We start from the raw sequence: 17389 nt of genomic DNA, 5'->3' as shown, positions 1-17389 counted from the left end.
TTTCTAATTCACCTTTGATTCGTTTTCCATTTCCCAAAGCTTTTCAAAAAATGGCTGTCCCTTAATCATTTTTTCACAAAATGCTAAATGATTTTCTGACCATCCATCAATGGTTTCATTGTAAAGCATGTTCCAAATCTCTTCGAATGACATTCGTTTAATTTGATTGTACATGCGAGGGTTCCATTCCGTATACCAATACGCAATCTCCGCCCTGTTTTGAAGACCTTTTAATTGATCGAGCGCCATAAACATGAGCTGCTTCAACTGTCTTTCTTTTCTCGTTAATCCACAGATGTGCTGCGGCGGCAAAGACAAAATATGATACTCCTTCGCTGACTCAAGACTGTCCTGAGAGAATTCATATTCCTCAGCCCTCACATCTTTCACCATTTCATACACCAATTGCTCCTGCCTTGGGATTAAGCGGCTTTTCCTCACAGGAATGGAATACCCAATCGTATCCACAGCAATAATTCGTATACCGTCCGTCACCACAAAACAATACTCTAATTTGCGCCGTTCATGATTTTTTCGAATATATGATTTCTCAAATACTGCTTCTAGCAGCGTCTTTGGCAGTTCTGAAAGATCATTCTCTATGTAATCATACAAAGGACTCTGCACCTTGAGTAAAGGTACTTGATCTAACAGCTCCACGCTGTCCTCCTTACGCCACTCATGAAAATGACACACATTGTAGCCATTTTCTTCCCCTTCAAACCAATTCACCCATACGTCATGAAGAAATAACATAACCAATCCCTCACTTTATAAAAACTGTTGTCCACAGTATGGGCAAGGGATAGAGAAATTATTCCAACTTTATTAAACTTCAAGCTGGGCAACTGATGGTTTCTCTTTATTTTTTCTCGTGACAGTTAATAAGGCGGAAAAACCTTTCATCCTCATTGAGAATAAACTGATAGCGAGCAGTACTAAGCCAGAGATGGCTGTAATCCAAATGACACCAATATATTTTGAAAACATACCGGCGATGATTAACCCAAGAATGATACCGAAGTTAGAGAACATTTGTAAGATGGACATTGCACGTCCTCTATAAGCATTTGGAGTCAGCCCTAGAAATAAACTGCTAATCGGCACATTCAAGAAAGCATTCATTAAGCCGATACCAAACACCCAAAGGTAGACTGGTGGTAACCCAAACAGTGTTTCTAAAAACTCAATCGGTATGATGACCATCATCCAAATTCCCATAAAGATCGTCGTTGTCATTAAAATATAACCAGGTTTGAATTTCCCAAGCAAGTAAGGACCTAAAATGGAACCGATGACGGCTCCGATACCCGAAAATGCTTCAATCATGCCAAAATGAAAACCTGATACTTGAAACTCGTGCAGCAAAATAGAGTTGGATGTGGTATTAAAAATTCCTGCAATAAACATGACTTGTGTTAATAAAAGGATTAAAAAAGCAAGTGGCGCTGATTGAAATACGACCTTCAATCCTTCCTTGATCGCCGTCCATTGTTTTTCTTTAGAAGTTGGAAGGCTCGATTCCTCATCTTTATTGTTCTTTTTCACAAGTACAGCCGTCAGTAAGATAAAACATGCGGATAGACTATAAGTAAAAATATCGATAATGAGTAGAGCTGTCGGTGAAAAGAAAAGAAGAAGTAGGCCTGCAATCCCAGGACCCGCAATTTGCATAACGGAATAAATACTTTGAGAAACCCCCATCGCTTCTGTAATATTTTTTTCTCCCACTACAACCGGAATATACGAGGAGCGCGCTGGATAAAAAAAAGCACTTCCTATACCTGATAAAAAAACGAGGATAATGACATACACTGGATGGTGTAAACTAAAGATCATTCCTATTAATATGAAAGACCGAAATAAATCGGCTGCAATCATAATATGATGTTTTTTGAATCGGTCTGCCGCAACACCACCAATTAAGCCAAAGAAAAACATTGGTGAATATTGACAAAATAACACAAATCCAATTAATAACGGATCATTCGATGTAGTTCCAACCACATAAAGGATGACAATAGTTGTAAGACCGTCCCCAAAACGGGAAAATAATTGTGCCATACAAAACATAAGGAATTGTGGCTGCTTCAGGATAGCGATCAATAAAATCAACCTCTCAATCTTCTCGTCTGAACTATTTACGAAAGAAAGTGCGTGTGATTGAACACGCACTTCTCAGAATGAATATAAAAGTCAATTATTTTGTGATGATGATAATAACGTTTGTTTGCATATGACTCACCCCCTTTAATGCTTCATTTTGTGCATAAAAGTATCGTGTTGTGAGCTTCTACGTTATATGAATTACTTTCAAAATCTCCATAAATATGTTTGACGATAAAACCAGCATCTTTTAGCATATTTGTGATTTCAGCTACACTATATAAACGCATTGTGATGACATGGTTAGTTGTTTTGTAATTCACTATTCTTGTTTGTTCTATTTTAATAGTACTGTTTACTATATCTAACTGTCTTTTTTCTAAGGCATAGCCTGTCTTTTCGTCTCCAAACCAGATAAGTGGATGGAAATACTTGATAAGAAATTCTCGATTGGCAAGGTGAAGAAGTAATGTTCCACCTTCATTTAAACATGAATACATGGACCTGAGCATTTTCATGTTCTCCTCATCTGACATATAGACAATCGATGTTTCCATATTAAGCACAACATCATACGTTCTAGGGGGATGAAAGTCTCTTCCATCTTCTAAAAATGTTGTCACTTGGTGATTTGACTCTTTTTCAATATGCGCCAAAAAATCCTGATTAATATCCAGTCCATCTATTTGAAAACCTGCCTGCCAAAGTTTAAGCAGGTGTCTTCCATGTCCACAACAAAAATCTAAAATGTGCGGATGATCATAGTTTTGAAGAATTTCCCTTTGAATGAAGTCAATTTCCACATCTACATTTTGAGATAAAAGACGTGAGTAAATCTCTTTATACTGGAAACCAAAAAAGTTTGTACCATCATCTGAAATGGGTGTTTCCACTTTAGTAGACAATAAGGAGCCCCCCTCTCAATCTCTTTATTTACTGTAAATCTATGGTACTATATTAAATTTCCTTTTTCAACCTTTTTTGATATAAAAATACATTTTTTGTTACTTAAGTACGTCCGATTATTTTAATTTTTTAGGATCAATGGCATCTCTAAGTCCATCACCTAAAAAGTTAAAGCATAAAACGGTCAGTAGAATCAGTAAACCTGGAAACAATGGATACCACCACGCCTGCACCATAATCGAGAAATTTTGTGCATCTTGCAGCATGTTGCCCCAGCTCGCCGTTGGCGGCTGTATGCCAAACCCTAGATAGCTCAGCGTTGATTCGGCTAAAATGACGGAACCTACTTTTAATGTAGCTGATACAATAATAGGACCGATACAGTTCGGTAAAATATGCGAAAAGATGATGACATGGTTTTTCGTTCCAATGGTTCTTGCTGCGAGTACGAATTCTCTTGTTCGCAGTGATAAAAATTCACTGCGGATTAGTCTCGCGGTTGTGGTCCATCCAGTCAAAGCAAAGATTAAAATCAATTTATCAATACCCGGTTTGAAAATGGTAACGAGCGTGATCAAGAGAAAAATATCGGGAATCGACAACACGACATCCACAAATCTCATTAACAAGGAATCAACAAATCCTTTGAAATACCCTGCTACCGCTCCTACCACAGTACCAATGGTAATCGCACCGACCACCGAGACGAAACCGACTAATAAAGAGACCCTCGCGCCATATAGCACCCTTGAGAAAATATCGCGGCCAAACTTGTCAGTTCCCATCAAATGCTCAGCACTTGGCGGCTGGAGCCGTTTTAATAAATCTTGCTGCTCTGGTGCGTAAGGGGCAATCACTGGAGCGAAAATGGCTGAAAAGATAATGACCAATAAGATCACGGAGCCGGCAACCGCCAATTTATTTTTGAAAAACTTCTCACAAAATAAACGCAGCATCGTCTCTGGCTTTGGCGGAAGACCCTCCTTTAATTTGAGATCAACAGGAGGTGTTCCCATATTAGGCTGTGCCAATTGTGCTTCAGCTCCCTTCTAATATTCAATACGCGGATCAACGATCGCATAGAGAATATCCGCAATTAAATTTCCAACCACCACGAGCACTGCGGAAATAACAGTCATCGCCATAATGACCGGATAATCTCTCGAAAAAGCAGAATCAATAAACAGCTTCCCTAGCCCTGGCCAAGTGAAAATTTGCTCCACCACGACTGCACCACCAATAAAGGATGGAATCATCAATCCGAAAATCGTAATGACAGGCATAAGACCGTTTCTTAACCCATGCTTGAAAATGACCTTGTTTTCTCGAAAGCCTTTCGCTCTTGCGGTACGAATGTAATCCTGCCTCATGACATCAAGCATACTCGACCTTGTGTACCGAGTGAGCCCTGCCATATCAGCCGTTGCTAAAACAAAGGCTGGTAAAATGATGTGATGGAGCCGGTCAAATACATTAAAATCGGCGTTTAAGGTAGAGACGCCGCCTGTCGGGAACCATCCTAAATTCACAGATAACACCATAATGAGGATGAGTCCAAACCAAAAGTTCGGAATAGCCAGTCCGATAAAAGATGTAACTGTAATACCATAGTCTAGCTTTGTATATGGACGTTTTGCTGAAAGAACACCGAATGGGATGGCGATGATCAGGGCAACTAATGTAGAAAAGATCATGAGGATGAGGGTATTTGGCAGCCTTGCAAAAATCAAATCTGCCACTGGCGTTCCCTTTTTAACAATGGAGGTGCCAAAATCACCTTGAAGCATATTGCCAAGCCATTTCATATATTGCACATATTCAGGATCGTTCAAGCCGTACTTATCAATAAAGGCTTCCCGGTCTGCCGCACTAATGGTAGGGTCCATCATAAGTGACATCGGATCGCCTGGTGCTGCTTTCATGATGGCGAAGGACAAAATGGTAATCCCGAATAAGATGGGAATGGAAAGCAATGTCCTTCTAATGATATATGTAACCATATGCACAACTCCTTTTTCATCGGATCGCCATACTGTGATGAAAAAGGGCTAAAATGATCTTTCTTTTAGCCCTCTGTCTTCATTGCATCGTGATATGAGAACCCTCTCAATCTAGCTGGTGCTCGGTGAATAAAATTGTGAGCGCCAACACGCCTGATTGACACCGAATGAAAGGGGTTATCTGAGAGAACTTTCCTCTTCGTTCACTAGCAGCCTACTGTTCAATCCACCATTTCTCGATTTTGTAATACTCATCTTTCGGGTGGTATGAGTAGCCTTGGAGATTAGATGGCATCGCGCGATGTGAGTTGGCATAGTAAAGGAACGTATATGGTTGATCCTCTGCGATCAGTTCATAAATTTTTTCATATGCCTTTGAGTATTCTTTTCGATCACTTAAATTCTTGGCATCTACTAACAGCTTATCGACCTCTTTATTTTTATACCAAATGTTATTCAAGCCTTTTTCTGACTGGCTTGAGTGGAAGATGCTGTATTGATCAGGGAATGTCGCAAGGCTCCAGCCGAGCAGCAGTGCATCATAATCCCATTTAGGCGGTGTCGTCTGTTCAATGAGTGCGCTGAATTCCACAATTTGTGGCTTCGCTTCCACACCAATTTCCTTGAGCTGCTGCTGGACAACGACAGCAATGTCTTCACGGACTTTGTTTCCTTGGTTGGTCTTTATGACAAAGGAGAATTTTTTGCCATCCTTATCAAGATAGCCATCTCCATCTGTATCCTCCCAGCCCTCTTCTTTCAGCATCTTTTTCGCTTTTTCTTGATCAAACTCAAATACTGGAACACGATCAGTCTTTGGATAGTTCCATGACAGTGGACTTTCTGGAATGTTGGCTACTTTGCCGTCTCCATCCAACACTTGATCGACAATCGTTTGGCGGTCAATGGCATGTGTCAGCGCCTGGCGGACCTTTTTACTTTTAAAGAGTTCATTTTTCTGGTTCCAGCCAATGTATGAATAATTGAGTCCGAGATCAGATTCAATTTTAATGTTGCTGACTTTTTCGGCTGTTTGCAGCTCAGATCCCGGTACAGCAAAGAAATCAATATCACCTGCTGAAAGCTGGGCGATTGCAGCGTTCTGATCAGGAATGGTTTTAATCGTGACAGTATCAAGATATGGACGCCCATCCCAATAATCGTCAAAGGCTTCTAGTTTCACGTAGTCGCCTTCTTTCCACTCGGCAAATTTAAATGGACCAGAACCAATTGGTTTTTTTCGGTTAAATTCGTTTTCACCGAGATCTTTTATAGGCACATCACCTAAAATATGCTTAGGTAAAATGCCGTAGCTTCCTAGTGTGACATTATAAAAATAGGGATCTTTTTTATTGAGCTTGAATTCGATTGAGTAATCCCCTGTCTTTTTAACAGAATCTAATACTTCAAAGCCTGATCCGCGCTCCCCGTTGTAGTCCTTATTGATCGGAATGCTGTATGTAAACACAACATCATCAGCTGTCAGTTCTTCTCCATCATGAAACTTTACGCCTTTTCTAATGGTCACATCAAACTGCTTGCCGTCATTAGATTCTTTAATATCCTCTGCGAGTGATAGCTGAGGGTTCAGCTTTCCGTCAGTTTGAAGTAAAAAGCTGTAGATTCTTTCTTCAATATCTGAGCTAGCCACATCCGTTGAATAAAGCGAGTTAAATAATGTTGGTTCTGCAATGGAACCGATAACAAGATCTCCGCCCTGTACAGGTTTACCGGTGGATTTCTTTTCACTGTCTCCAGAGGTTTTATTTCCACTAGAGCAAGCCGCAAGCATGAGCGTGAAGATCAGCAGTAAACTGATCAATATGGATTTTCTATTTCTACCTTTCATATACAATTCCCCCTATCCTTTTTTAGAAATGACGACAGAAGCCGCTTCATCCCCCCTCTCAAAGATGAATTCATCCAAGCCGATTAAGCGTCGTAGAGGTGACAGGCAACGAAGTGGTTTGGTTTTAATTCTTGAAATGCTGGTATTTTTTCTTTACAGATTTGTTTCGCATACGGGCATCTCGTATGAAATACGCACCCTTTCGGCGGATTTGCAGGACTTGGCAGATCGCCTTGAAGCATGATCCGTTCTCTTTTGATCTGACCTTTTTTACGGGTAACAGGGACAGAAGAAAGCAATGCCTGTGTATATGGGTGGAGCGGTTCATCGTACAGGCTGTGCTTATCGGCAAGCTCCATCATTTTACCGAGATACATCACGCCGACTCGATCACTAATATGCCTGACCACACTTAAGTCATGAGAGATAAATAGATATGTCAGGTCAAATTCATCCTGTAGTTCCTCCATCAGATTAATCACCTGCGCCTGAATGGATACATCAAGTGCTGAAACCGGCTCATCTGCGATGATCATTTCGGGATTCATGGCAAGCGCACGAGCAATGCCGATTCGCTGCCTCTGCCCGCCAGAAAATTCGTGGGGATAGCGATTTGCAAAGCTTGGATGAAGGCCCACCTTTGATAAAAGCTGTTCTACTTTTTCATTTCTTTCTTTTAAGGAATATAAGTGGTGTGTTTTGTAGGGTTCTTTGATGATGCTTCGAAGTGTTTTTCTAGGGTTGAGTGATGCAAAGGGATCTTGAAAAACCATTTGGATGTTTTTTCGTGTTGATTGTCTTAGCTTTGATTCCGATACGCGGGAGATATCTTGCCCTTTAAAAAGGATTTGACCGTCAGTTGGCTCATATAAACGAATCATGGTCCGGCCTAATGTCGATTTACCGCATCCTGATTCCCCCACTATCCCTAACGTTTCACCTTTATAAATCTTCAAATCTATGCCGTCAACAGCTTTGACCGCACCGACTTTCTTCTGAAAGACGCCTGCTTTAATCGGAAAATGTTTTTTAATCTGTTTCAGTTCAAGAATGGTTTCTTTCTCTATTAGATCTGTTGCATGTGGCTGATTTTGAGCAAGGGTCATGTTCGGTCTGCCTCCTCATATAAGAAGCATCTGACGCTTCTGCCATTTTCAAAAGTCCTCAGCTTAGGCAGTTCACCTAGGCATCGCTCCTTCACTTGCGGGCATCTAGGAGCAAAGCGGCAGCCGGCTGGAAGCTGATCTGGCGCAGGGACATTCCCTTTTATCGCCGTTAACGGCTTTATGTCTCCGTCAATGACAGGAATCGATTCAAGCAGCCCTTCTGTGTAAGGATGAAGCGGCTGATCAAATAATTCTTCGACGGTCCCATTTTCAACAACCTGTCCGCAGTACATGACAATGACTCGATCTGCCACTTCAGACACGACACCTAGATCATGCGTAATGAGGAGAATCGATGTACCAAATGTCGTGCATAAATCTTTCATCAATGTGAGCACCTGGGCTTGAATCGTAACATCTAAGGCAGTTGTCGGTTCGTCTGCAATGAGAAGCTTCGGGTCACAGCTTAGCGCAATGGCAATCATCACTCTTTGCCGCATGCCGCCTGATAAACGGTGCGGATAATCTTTGATGATTTGTTCCGGTCTGGAAAAACCAACAAGCTTCAGCAGGTCAATCGCTTTTTTCGTCGCTTCTTTTTTTGAAAATTTTTTGTGATAGATGAGGATTTCTGTTATTTGTTCCCCGATAGTTAGGACGGGATTAAGTGAGGTCATGGGCTCCTGAAAGATCATCGATACGTCATTACCACGAATGCTGCATAATTCCTTTTCACCATATGTAACGAGATCCTTACCATTTAGCTTGATGGAACCGTCCATAATTTTTCCACCAGTGCCGTTAATCAAGCCCATAATAGATAAGGACGTAATGCTTTTACCAGATCCAGACTCACCGACTAATGCAACAGTTTCTCCTTTGTTGATGCTGAAATCAACGCCATCCACAGCAGGTATCGCTTCTTTTTTTCGAAAAAAATAGGTTTTTAAGTTCTGCACTTCAAGCAGTGTGGTCATTTATTCGCCCCTTTCACCATCAATTAATAGAAATGGATCTAAAATTCAGCCTTTTTTGAATAAAAAGAATTATCAAAATTTATATTTGTATATTATTACATTGTTATGACGAAATCAAGAAGAATTTAGTAAATTTGTAATATGTCTCTTTTTATGTGAATCATTCACTTTTTGAGTCTATCGCCTTTAAAAAAGTTTCGGACGGCTCTGCAATCATAGACTCCTCGCTGATTCTGTGTTCACTGAAATACTTTTTCACGATATAAAATCCAGTGGCGTAACCAAGCATTTTGGGGTAGTTCCCTTTTCCATAAAGGAGGTTCTGTATCAGTCTTTCGTCGTCCTGCACTTTTTGATCAAGATGACTGGATACCCATTTCTGGTACATACGCTGAAGCTGCGTTTCGTCATAGAGAGTGGTCCATTTGGCTGTATAGCTTTCTCCGTATCTATGATACACAGCATATTCAGCGAGCCCCTCCATCATGATTGTATCAAGGAATGTAAAATCTTTTTCTTCTTTCGTGAGAAAATGCAACCTGCATACATGGTGATATTCATGAGTCAGCAATGTTCCGATACGTTCTTTCGGGGTATTTGGCGACAAAAAGAGAAAGACCTTGTCGTCAAATGCCATGCCGGATTGATAATAAAATTGCTCTCTAATTTCTTTGCTGCTCTCATTGACTGGCAAAATAAAGACTGGAATGTCAGGGCCTTTCCACTGCTTTTGGAGCGCCCGGTATTCTTTCATGACGAGCTGGAAGTACCCTTTTTCTTTGAGCTTGTCGATCATGTCTATGCATGATCTAAAAGACCGAATCATGCCGTGATGCTGCAGGTGGGAGAGAATAGAGGACCATTCTTTTTCCTCCGCCCCTTTAAAATAAGGAACAAAGCGCGACGCAAGCTCCTGAAATGATGAAGATTGATGAATGAGATATTGTGTATTGACTAGACCCATACTGCTAAACACCTCCATTTTCATCATATGCAAAAAAGCGGCGATCTGTTTATAGATCGCCGCCTCTTAGAAAATATTATGCTTCGTATTTTTTAAAGATAATTGTCGCATTATGTCCGCCAAAGCCAAGTGAGTTACTTAGAGCCACTTGTACTTCTTTTGAACGTGCTTCATTTGCCACATAATCAAGATCACATTCTTCATCCGGTGTTTCAAGGTTAATGGTTGGAGGAATGACGCTGTCTTTAATTGCAAGTACAGAGAAAATAGCTTCTACTCCGCCTGCTGCGCCAAGTAAGTGACCTGTCATCGATTTTGTCGAACTGATCGCAAGCTGATTCGCATGCTCTCCGAACACTTCTTTAATCGCCATTGTTTCAAACTTATCATTGTACGGTGTGCTTGTTCCGTGGGCATTGATATAATCAATTTCTTCCACAGACAAACCAGCATCTCGAATCGCTTCTTTCATTGCGCGGACGCCGCCTTCTCCGTTTGGAGCCGGTGCTGTAATATGATACGCATCTCCAGTTGATCCATATCCAACGATTTCTGCATAAATCGTCGCGCCACGTTTTAATGCATGCTCAAGTTCTTCAAGAACGACAATCCCTGCACCCTCACCCATAACAAATCCGTCACGGTTTTTATCAAATGGACGGCTTGCTGTCTCTGGATCAGGATTTGTCGAAAGCGCTTTGTTCGCACAGAAACCAGCAAACGACATTTTTGTTAACGGCGCTTCTGTTCCGCCTGTGATCATCGCATCTGCATCTCCGCGCTGAATGACTTTAAATGCATCACCAATTGAGTTTGTACCTGTTGCACATGCTGTTACAGTACAAGAGTTAACTCCTTTTGCGCCAAGTGCAATTGAAATTTGGCCTGTTGCCATATCTGGAATCATCATTGGAACGAAGAACGGGCTTACGCGTCTTGCCCCTTTATTTGAATACACTTCAAACTGCTCTTCAAATGTTTCAAGTCCACCAATACCAGATCCAACCCATACACCAACACGCGGTGCGATTTCATCTGTGATTTCAAGACGTGAATCTTCTAAAGCCTTTTGAGCAGCAACAACTGCATATTGCGTGAAGCGTGCCATTTTTCGTGCTTCTTTTTTCTCCATGTAATCTTCAATGTTAAAATCTTTTAATTCTGCAGCCACTTTTGCTGTATATTCACTTGAGTCGACACGTGTGATTGGTCCAACTCCTGATACACCTGCTAAAGCATTTTTCCATGTTGATTCTACATCGTTGCCAAGAGGTGTCAAAGCACCCAACCCTGTAACAACTACTCGTTTTTTATCCATTAATTTGTGCACCTCACTCTTTTATCGGCCCCATCGCATAGCGATTGCGCCCCACGTTAATCCGCCACCAAAACCTACCATTACAATCACATCGCCGTCATGAATTTTTCCGGCTTCGATTTCTTCACATAGTGAAATTGGAATAGATGCTGCTGATGTGTTTCCATATTTATGGACTGTCTTCGACATTTTTTCAACTGGCAGCTCTAGGCGTTCGCGGGCTGCTTCCATAATGCGAATATTTGCTTGATGCGGGATCAAGAAGTCAACGTCTTCTTTTGATAGTCCAGCTTTTTCGATGACGTTTACGCTTGACTCGCCCATTTGTCTTACAGCAAATTTAAATACTTCTCGTCCATTCATGATTGTATGATCTTTTTCATCTAAGTACAAGTGCTTACCGCCTCTTCCGTCGGCTCCAAGCTCAAATGAGAGAATTCCTTTCCCTTCGCTGACCTCTCCTAACACAGCAGCACCTGCTCCATCTCCAAACAGAACAGCAGTATTGCGGTCATCCCAGTCGGTAATACGAGAAAGTTTTTCAACGCCAACAACGAGCACGTGCTTGAACGTACCTGATTCGATAAATTGTTTTCCAGTAACAAGCCCATACATAAAGCCAGCACACGCAGCGCTAATATCCATTGCACATGCTTTATGTGCACCGAGCTGCTCTTGAATCATACAAGCGACTGTCGGAAATGCTTGATCTGGCGTGACTGTTGCCACAAGAATCATATCGATATCTTCTGCAGCTACATCTGCGTCAGCTAATGCTTTTTTTGCAGCAGCAAGCGCCATATGTGATGTATTGACATCATCAGAAGCAATTCTTCTTTCTTCTATACCTGTTCTAGTACGAATCCATTCGTCAGAAGTTTCAACCATTTTTTCTAAATCAAGATTTGTTAACACTTTTTCAGGTATGTAGCGGCCAAGGCCAATAATTCCAGCATTCATTGAATAAGACTCCTTTTACTCATACGAGCATGTGATATTGTGATCTTATATTAGTATCTGGTACTAATTTTACCTTATTTTTTTCTCCTTGGCAATACAAACGTCTAACCTTTCCTCTCACTTTTTTCATAGATTATTGATATACCGATAGTAGAAAGGAGCATTTGATATGGCACAAAAAGATATTTTTTCGGCGATGATGTTTGGACAGCCGCTTGAAAAGGAGAAAGGCAAGACAGAAGCAAAGGAGGAACGAGCAGAAACAACTTCAAGTGAAGACTCCATTGACTACATGCATGTCATGAATCAAATTGGGAACATTATGAACTCCATCGATGAATTGAAGCCTGTGTTTAAAGATGTTGGGCCTATGATTAGTGCCTTCAAAAAAAAATTATCATAAAAAAAAGCCACTATTCTGTGGCTTTTCCTGATTCTGCATCTGCTTTTCCAAGCTCATATGCCTCTTGCATGACAGATGTAAACAATGATAAAAGCGGCTGAAGAGCTTCGGGCTCAAGCTGAATACCTGCTTTATCTAATTCTTCTTTTGCCTGAGGAAAATACTTCATGGCAATTTGTAAAAACTCCATCGACTTTTCGTGCTGCATCGTCGTATCCTCACTTTTCATTTGGCAGTTTGCCAGTTTTTTTGTAAGTCGCAATATCACTTTCAATGTCTTTCAAAAAAGCACGGTCAATGGTAGAACTAAATTTCCCCATTTCGATCACTCCTTCTTTAAAGTCAAAGGAGTACTCACCTTGTGCATTTAGCTTGCCTTCATTAAATTTCTTCGCAATAATACCGTACGCTTTATCCACATGCTGGACTGTGCTTGTTAAAACGGTATGGCTGCCGAGGTTGGATTGATCGGTGACATATCCGATCGCTGATAAATTATCGGCTTTGATTTGTTCAATGACAGGGATATTATAACCATCACCTGCTGGATATACAACATCTACGCCTTGTTTTTTCAATTTTTGATAGAGCTCCACGGCTTTGTCCGCATCATCCCAGTTTTCGACAAACTCAGCAAGCACTTGTACATGTTCATCTTGATATTTTGCACCTTTGATAAAGCCGTCTACTTCGCTTTGCCAATCATATGTAGCAAGAATACCAATCTTTTTTGATTTTGACATATGTGCTGCTGTCATGCCTCCGAAAAAGCCCATCGCTTCACCTTTAAACGTCACATTCGCAACATTATCCGCCTGAGGCTTGTTTCCATTTACCGTGATAAATTGTGTTTTCGGATAATCTTCACTGATTAAATTGAAAATTTCGCTGTATTCATTGCCATGGCCAATAATCAAATTGACTCCTTTTTTGTGAAATTCTTCAATGGCATCAACGATTTTCTCTTTGTCGACCATTCCTTCCTTATAATAAACATCTACACCAAATGTTGATTGAATATTTAATAAGCCTTTATAACCTTTCGTTCCCCAAACTTGATCATTAATAGTATCGGGGACGAGTAAACCCACCTTCTCAATCTGTCCTTTTAAAGGTGCCTGTGAGCAGGCAGATAATAGGAGAAGGAACGAAAAGATCATGACAAGCCGCTGATACTTCATGCCATGTTCAACTCCCTTTGCCACATGCAGGCGTGAACCTGTATGTTAAATATAGGTTTATTTTATACTGAAAAAAGATAAGATGGAAGATCATTCTTGCTTTTTGTCGAAAAATGTTGAGTTTTGTCTTTTCCATTCTGCTATCATTTCTTCTGCTTGTTTGTCATCTATTTGTCTTTCTACCTTCAATTCATGTGTCATTTCCTGTCTTTGTTCAGAGCCCGATGCCCACTTGAACAAATCCCTAGCTATATCTTCTACAAAAAATGCTTCTTCACGCTTCGTTCTTTCTTCATCAAGTGTCCATGGTCCAAACATGCGCGGTAGAATAACTGCCGGCACATCCTGATTGGATGATTTGTCTTCGGTTTTTTCGTAAAGAACACGGTACATGCCATGCGCCGCTTTCAAGTCTTTCTGTCTTTTATCTGATTCTTCTGATTGAATAAAGATCAGATCATACGTGTCTTTTCCATCCTGAAGGTCAATGACACGGAAAAGATCATTTCTGCCAAGCCACATCATTCGTTCTTCTAATAACATCTTTTGCTCTTCTGTTTGATCATGAGGACATGTGATGTCCACTTGAATGCCCTCTTTCATCATATATTCACACAGCGCTAGGCCAAAAAATTCATCTGCCCCTATGATCAGTCCTGTCTCCATGTTCATGTCCCCTTTTTTAGCTTATCGAATAAAAAGAAGAGCCCTTTCCATGAAGGGCTGTTATCATCCTATTCATCACAATTCTTTTTCATGCGATTTATAAAACTTGTGAATGGATTGAAAGATTCTTCTCGGATGATCAAACATATGCAAGGTGAGATCGATCTGACAATGCTCTGGATTCTTCATGTGCTGATCAATAAAAGGCTTTGCATGCAGTTCATATGCATAGGGTGCACCGTTTAGTCTTTGCCATATGTGAATGGGTACATGAGCAGAATGAACAGGGCAAGCCGGGAGCTGATACGTTTCCGCTTCCTTTTCAGAACAGCCGTAGCTCTTCGCTAATTCTTTGATTAGCTGTTTATAAAAGAATTTGTGTTCCTTTTCTCTTTCTCGTTGTGCATGGAGATGCAGACATGGATTCACCAGTGCAATGGATCTTAGCACTTCTGGCATCTCTTCTGCAAGACTCATAGCAACGAGTGCGCCCATCCCCTCTGCCAGCACATGAATTTCTCGGTTTAATATTTCTTGTTTTAATGTGTGATGAACGAGCTGCTTTGCACTAAAAACAGCATCTTCGCATCCCCAGTGATTCCCATGAAGATGACTATTAAACAATGTATATCCTTCATCCTTTAAGGCAGTTAAAAGCTGGTTTCTTCCATAGTGCTGAAGCCAGAATGATGTATTTTCCTGCACAAAGTGATTTCGGTCACCGAGGATAAGAATGCCAAAGCCATTTGGTTTTTGAGGAAGGTGAATGACGTTCCACTGGGAACCAAGCTGGAAAAACCGTTCGCTTACACCCATATGGCCAGCCTCCTTTCAGTGATTCTGCTTTCTATGATATGAACAACAACTCTTGTAGGAATAAGGAAATCCCCTAATGACAGAAGAATTCTTTTTATTTTTATAGCAGAAGGTCTAAAAATGGTCACATAAAGGCTAAAACAGTCTTTTCCCCTCACTCGTATCTATGGTATGATAATCAATAGATTGTTACATAAAGGACGGTGGGATTATGCATTATATTATCACCCTCATTTGGACTTTTCTGCTGACACATATGGCTGGTTACATCGTTGCTTCGATGAATGGCGCTGCTTATGACTTTACTTTGACTTCTATTCTTGCAGTGGTGTTTACGGTTATTTTATTCATCTTTGCTGAAGTAAGTCCAATGAAAGAAACGGAAAGTTCAACAAAACACTCTTAATACGTAAGAGATGAATGTGAGAAAGAGCTAAAATGATCTTGATTTTAGCTCTTTTTCTTTTTATGAAAAGAGGTACGCTAAAACCCCCTGCAGCCACAGGGGGTTTTTTATTGCCTACACCTCGACGGTTTCGGACTTCTGTTTGTCTGCTGTCAAATGGCTTTTCGCAAGCCCTGTAAACAGGAAGATTGCGATACCTGATAAAATTTCAAGGACCCCACCACCAGCAATGACAGGTCCCGCTCCAAATCTTTCTGCCAGGACGCCTGATACGACAGCTGCAAGCGGGAGGAAAACATTTGATGAAGCATTGATCACTGCGTATACTTGCGGCTGATCATCTTGGTCGACAGACGTTTGAATAATGACCATTTCAGGTACATTAATCGCACTAACGGCGGCACCGAATATAAAGGAAGCAAGTAAAACGACCGGCAGCCATGTACTCATCCCTGTGATAAAGAATGCAGCCCCTTCAATCATACCAGCGACAATAAAGAACAAACCAAATCTCTTAATTTTCACTTTCGCTAGAGCAAAGCCCATCATAAAGGCACCTACTGCAGCAACTCCTCTTAAAATGGAATACACCATGGAATCGCTTTGCAATGCTTCTGCTACATATACAGCAGAAAGTGCCTGCCACGGAGCTGCGGCGACATTCATTAAAATACAATACAACGTCAGCGCAAATAAAATATGATGATTTTTAACGACGAGAAACCCTCTTTTTAAGTTATACAAATATGTATTCTTTGCTTGTTTAATGCCTGCTGCTTTGTCTTCATCGGTTTTCTTTAATTTAACGCCGATAATAAACAGGCCGGATATGATAAATAAGGCAGTGGTGATAAGCAGGGTATCTGCAGGTCCGATTAATTTGACTAAGAGACCAGCCACCATGACTGCTGCAAGTGCAACAATTTCAAAAGAAGATTGCAGGATGGCGTTTGCTTTTTGAATCAGATGCTTCGGTACAATCTGAGGTAAAATCGCCACAGAAGCTGGGTTATACGCTGCACCAGTTGCCGATTGAATAACCATTAATGAGATCAATAACCATAAAGGCAATAGATGCGAAAAATGCAGTAGCGGAATAATGAGTACAATGGTTGCTCGAACGACGTCTGAAGCGAACATCCATTTAGACAAATGGTGCTTTTTCATAAGAGGTCCTAGTATTGGGGCTAGCAAAGATGAAGGAAGTACGGTTACTGCTAGGAGAAGTCCTGTACCGAGCGCTCCATCCCCTCTCAAAATCAATAGCCAAAGGACGGATGTAAAAGCAAAACTTTCTCCTGTGTTTTTAATGAGTCTTGATATGAATAATGAGGTGAAGCGTTTATTCCAAACACTTTCACTGAGATTCGTCTTTTCCATCACACAAATCCTTTCAACAATATATTACAATTACATATTTTACCTTATTTTCTCTTTTATTCATACTATTTATTTGAAAATTTGAACTTAATTGTTTTTTATTATAAAGAAAAAAGAGGCATGACACATGCCTCTAAAGACTTATTCCAACCGACTCTTAGTCAATTGCTTACGGCTTTCTCTGATAGGTCCAAACACGGTTATGGTTCGAGTTATCCGGAAAGACGTCGCCTGCTTGAAGCTTAATCTTTAAAGGATCTTTCACCATACTGCCGGTTTCACCGATCTCGACATATACACCATTATTTGGTGCTTTATTCCCTGATTTAAATTGATGCTTCTGACCCATTT

Annotated in this window: 19 protein-coding genes; 2 read left to right on the top strand and 17 right to left on the bottom strand. The window is 40.8% G+C overall.

What is annotated here, in order from left to right; all coding sequences use genetic code 11:
- Positions 1-3 precede the first annotated feature (3 nt).
- The 11 genes from SB660_RS13740 to SB660_RS13690 all read right to left on the bottom strand — a co-directional run bounded on the left by SB660_RS13740 (position 4) and on the right by SB660_RS13690 (position 12186).
- On the bottom strand, positions 4-756 hold the full coding sequence (locus tag SB660_RS13740) for a YjbA family protein (RefSeq protein WP_169056292.1): 753 nt from the start codon (positions 754-756) through the stop codon (positions 4-6).
- Between the two features lie 72 nt (positions 757-828).
- Entirely contained in the window at positions 829-2115 is a 1287-nt protein-coding gene (locus SB660_RS13735) for an MFS transporter (RefSeq protein ID WP_410582940.1), read from the bottom strand.
- A gap of 143 nt (positions 2116-2258) precedes the next feature.
- Positions 2259-3011 (bottom strand): SAM-dependent methyltransferase, encoded by a 753-nt coding sequence (locus SB660_RS13730; protein WP_180309234.1) that lies wholly within the window; start codon positions 3009-3011, stop codon positions 2259-2261.
- A 117-nt stretch (positions 3012-3128) separates the two neighbouring features.
- Positions 3129-4028, bottom strand: a complete 900-nt coding sequence (gene opp4C / locus SB660_RS13725) for an oligopeptide ABC transporter permease (protein WP_180310816.1) — start codon at positions 4026-4028, stop codon at positions 3129-3131.
- A 33-nt stretch (positions 4029-4061) separates the two neighbouring features.
- The gene (locus tag SB660_RS13720) at positions 4062-5012 is read right to left on the bottom strand and encodes an ABC transporter permease (protein ID WP_044139928.1); all 951 of its coding nucleotides are present in this window, start codon (positions 5010-5012) and stop codon (positions 4062-4064) included.
- 214 nt (positions 5013-5226) lie between these two features.
- Complete coding sequence (locus SB660_RS13715; protein WP_058014306.1) at positions 5227-6861, bottom strand: peptide-binding protein; 1635 nt, start codon at positions 6859-6861, stop codon at positions 5227-5229.
- Positions 6862-6944: 83 nt separating this feature from the next.
- Positions 6945-7967, bottom strand: a complete 1023-nt coding sequence (locus tag SB660_RS13710; RefSeq protein ID WP_169056289.1) for an ABC transporter ATP-binding protein — start codon at positions 7965-7967, stop codon at positions 6945-6947.
- Complete coding sequence (locus SB660_RS13705) at positions 7964-8944, bottom strand: ABC transporter ATP-binding protein (protein WP_180309236.1); 981 nt, start codon at positions 8942-8944, stop codon at positions 7964-7966. The genes SB660_RS13710 and SB660_RS13705 overlap by 4 nt, the downstream gene beginning before the upstream one ends.
- 160 nt (positions 8945-9104) lie before the next feature.
- Positions 9105-9908 carry a DUF2268 domain-containing putative Zn-dependent protease gene (locus SB660_RS13700; RefSeq protein ID WP_410582937.1) on the bottom strand — a complete coding sequence of 268 codons (804 nt, stop codon included), beginning with the start codon at positions 9906-9908 and terminating at the stop codon, positions 9105-9107.
- Positions 9909-9984: 76 nt separating this feature from the next.
- A complete protein-coding gene (gene fabF, locus SB660_RS13695) occupies positions 9985-11226 on the bottom strand; it encodes a beta-ketoacyl-ACP synthase II (RefSeq protein ID WP_012009553.1) in 1242 nt (413 codons plus the stop codon).
- A 21-nt stretch (positions 11227-11247) separates the two neighbouring features.
- Complete coding sequence (locus SB660_RS13690; protein ID WP_012009552.1) at positions 11248-12186, bottom strand: beta-ketoacyl-ACP synthase III; 939 nt, start codon at positions 12184-12186, stop codon at positions 11248-11250.
- Between the two features lie 169 nt (positions 12187-12355).
- Between SB660_RS13690 and SB660_RS13685 the strand changes: the two genes are divergently transcribed.
- Complete coding sequence (locus SB660_RS13685; protein WP_058014311.1) at positions 12356-12589, top strand: hypothetical protein; 234 nt, start codon at positions 12356-12358, stop codon at positions 12587-12589.
- Positions 12590-12599: 10 nt separating this feature from the next.
- On the opposite strand, the gene SB660_RS13680 is transcribed toward SB660_RS13685, so the two are convergent.
- From SB660_RS13680 to SB660_RS13665, 4 genes are all read right to left on the bottom strand, one after another.
- On the bottom strand, positions 12600-12797 hold the full coding sequence (locus SB660_RS13680; RefSeq protein WP_169056285.1) for a ComZ family protein: 198 nt from the start codon (positions 12795-12797) through the stop codon (positions 12600-12602).
- A gap of 10 nt (positions 12798-12807) precedes the next feature.
- Positions 12808-13770, bottom strand: coding sequence for a BMP family ABC transporter substrate-binding protein (locus SB660_RS13675; protein WP_058014312.1), 963 nt, complete (start codon positions 13768-13770; stop codon positions 12808-12810).
- Between the two features lie 90 nt (positions 13771-13860).
- Entirely contained in the window at positions 13861-14436 is a 576-nt protein-coding gene (locus SB660_RS13670; protein WP_410582934.1) for a nad binding enzyme, read from the bottom strand.
- 75 nt (positions 14437-14511) lie between these two features.
- Positions 14512-15252: an alpha/beta fold hydrolase gene (locus SB660_RS13665; protein ID WP_058014314.1), complete on the bottom strand. Its 741-nt coding sequence runs from the start codon at positions 15250-15252 to the stop codon at positions 14512-14514.
- Between the two features lie 211 nt (positions 15253-15463).
- Here SB660_RS13665 and SB660_RS13660 point away from each other — a divergent pair, with 211 nt between their 5' ends.
- Positions 15464-15658 (top strand): YjzD family protein, encoded by a 195-nt coding sequence (locus SB660_RS13660; protein ID WP_003211779.1) that lies wholly within the window; start codon positions 15464-15466, stop codon positions 15656-15658.
- A gap of 114 nt (positions 15659-15772) precedes the next feature.
- On the opposite strand, the gene SB660_RS13655 is transcribed toward SB660_RS13660, so the two are convergent.
- Together SB660_RS13655 and SB660_RS13650 are read right to left on the bottom strand one after the other, a co-directional pair.
- A complete protein-coding gene (locus SB660_RS13655; protein ID WP_058014315.1) occupies positions 15773-17038 on the bottom strand; it encodes an MFS transporter in 1266 nt (421 codons plus the stop codon).
- A gap of 169 nt (positions 17039-17207) precedes the next feature.
- Positions 17208-17387: a YjzC family protein gene (locus tag SB660_RS13650; protein WP_410582932.1), complete on the bottom strand. Its 180-nt coding sequence runs from the start codon at positions 17385-17387 to the stop codon at positions 17208-17210.
- Positions 17388-17389: the final 2 nt, after the last annotated feature.

This window comes from Bacillus sp. SIMBA_005, from assembly GCF_046535585.1.
GTDB lineage: Bacteria > Bacillota > Bacilli > Bacillales > Bacillaceae > Bacillus > Bacillus pumilus.
Note: the sequence above shows the minus strand (reverse complement) of the source record. Positions and strands in the feature narration are given on the sequence as shown.

What these genes read in the sequence shown, in the direction of transcription:
- SB660_RS13740 (WP_169056292.1), bottom strand. Translation starts at nt 756, where the DNA reads ATGTTATTTCTTCATGACGTATGGGTGAATTGGTTTGAAGGGGAAGAA.
- opp4C (WP_180310816.1), bottom strand. Translation starts at nt 4,028, where the DNA reads ATGGGAACACCTCCTGTTGATCTCAAATTAAAGGAGGGTCTTCCGCCA.
- SB660_RS13720 (WP_044139928.1), bottom strand. Translation starts at nt 5,012, where the DNA reads ATGGTTACATATATCATTAGAAGGACATTGCTTTCCATTCCCATCTTA.
- SB660_RS13715 (WP_058014306.1), bottom strand. Translation starts at nt 6,861, where the DNA reads ATGAAAGGTAGAAATAGAAAATCCATATTGATCAGTTTACTGCTGATC.
- SB660_RS13710 (WP_169056289.1), bottom strand. Translation starts at nt 7,967, where the DNA reads ATGACCCTTGCTCAAAATCAGCCACATGCAACAGATCTAATAGAGAAA.
- SB660_RS13705 (WP_180309236.1), bottom strand. Translation starts at nt 8,944, where the DNA reads ATGACCACACTGCTTGAAGTGCAGAACTTAAAAACCTATTTTTTTCGA.
- SB660_RS13700 (WP_410582937.1), bottom strand. Translation starts at nt 9,908, where the DNA reads ATGGGTCTAGTCAATACACAATATCTCATTCATCAATCTTCATCATTT.
- fabF (WP_012009553.1), bottom strand. Translation starts at nt 11,226, where the DNA reads ATGGATAAAAAACGAGTAGTTGTTACAGGGTTGGGTGCTTTGACACCT.
- SB660_RS13690 (WP_012009552.1), bottom strand. Translation starts at nt 12,186, where the DNA reads ATGAATGCTGGAATTATTGGCCTTGGCCGCTACATACCTGAAAAAGTG.
- SB660_RS13685 (WP_058014311.1), top strand. Translation starts at nt 12,356, where the DNA reads ATGGCACAAAAAGATATTTTTTCGGCGATGATGTTTGGACAGCCGCTT.
- SB660_RS13680 (WP_169056285.1), bottom strand. Translation starts at nt 12,797, where the DNA reads ATGCAGCACGAAAAGTCGATGGAGTTTTTACAAATTGCCATGAAGTAT.
- SB660_RS13675 (WP_058014312.1), bottom strand. Translation starts at nt 13,770, where the DNA reads ATGAAGTATCAGCGGCTTGTCATGATCTTTTCGTTCCTTCTCCTATTA.
- SB660_RS13670 (WP_410582934.1), bottom strand. Translation starts at nt 14,436, where the DNA reads ATGGAGACAGGACTGATCATAGGGGCAGATGAATTTTTTGGCCTAGCG.
- SB660_RS13665 (WP_058014314.1), bottom strand. Translation starts at nt 15,252, where the DNA reads ATGGGTGTAAGCGAACGGTTTTTCCAGCTTGGTTCCCAGTGGAACGTC.
- SB660_RS13660 (WP_003211779.1), top strand. Translation starts at nt 15,464, where the DNA reads ATGCATTATATTATCACCCTCATTTGGACTTTTCTGCTGACACATATG.
- SB660_RS13655 (WP_058014315.1), bottom strand. Translation starts at nt 17,038, where the DNA reads ATGGAAAAGACGAATCTCAGTGAAAGTGTTTGGAATAAACGCTTCACC.
- SB660_RS13650 (WP_410582932.1), bottom strand. Translation starts at nt 17,387, where the DNA reads ATGGGTCAGAAGCATCAATTTAAATCAGGGAATAAAGCACCAAATAAT.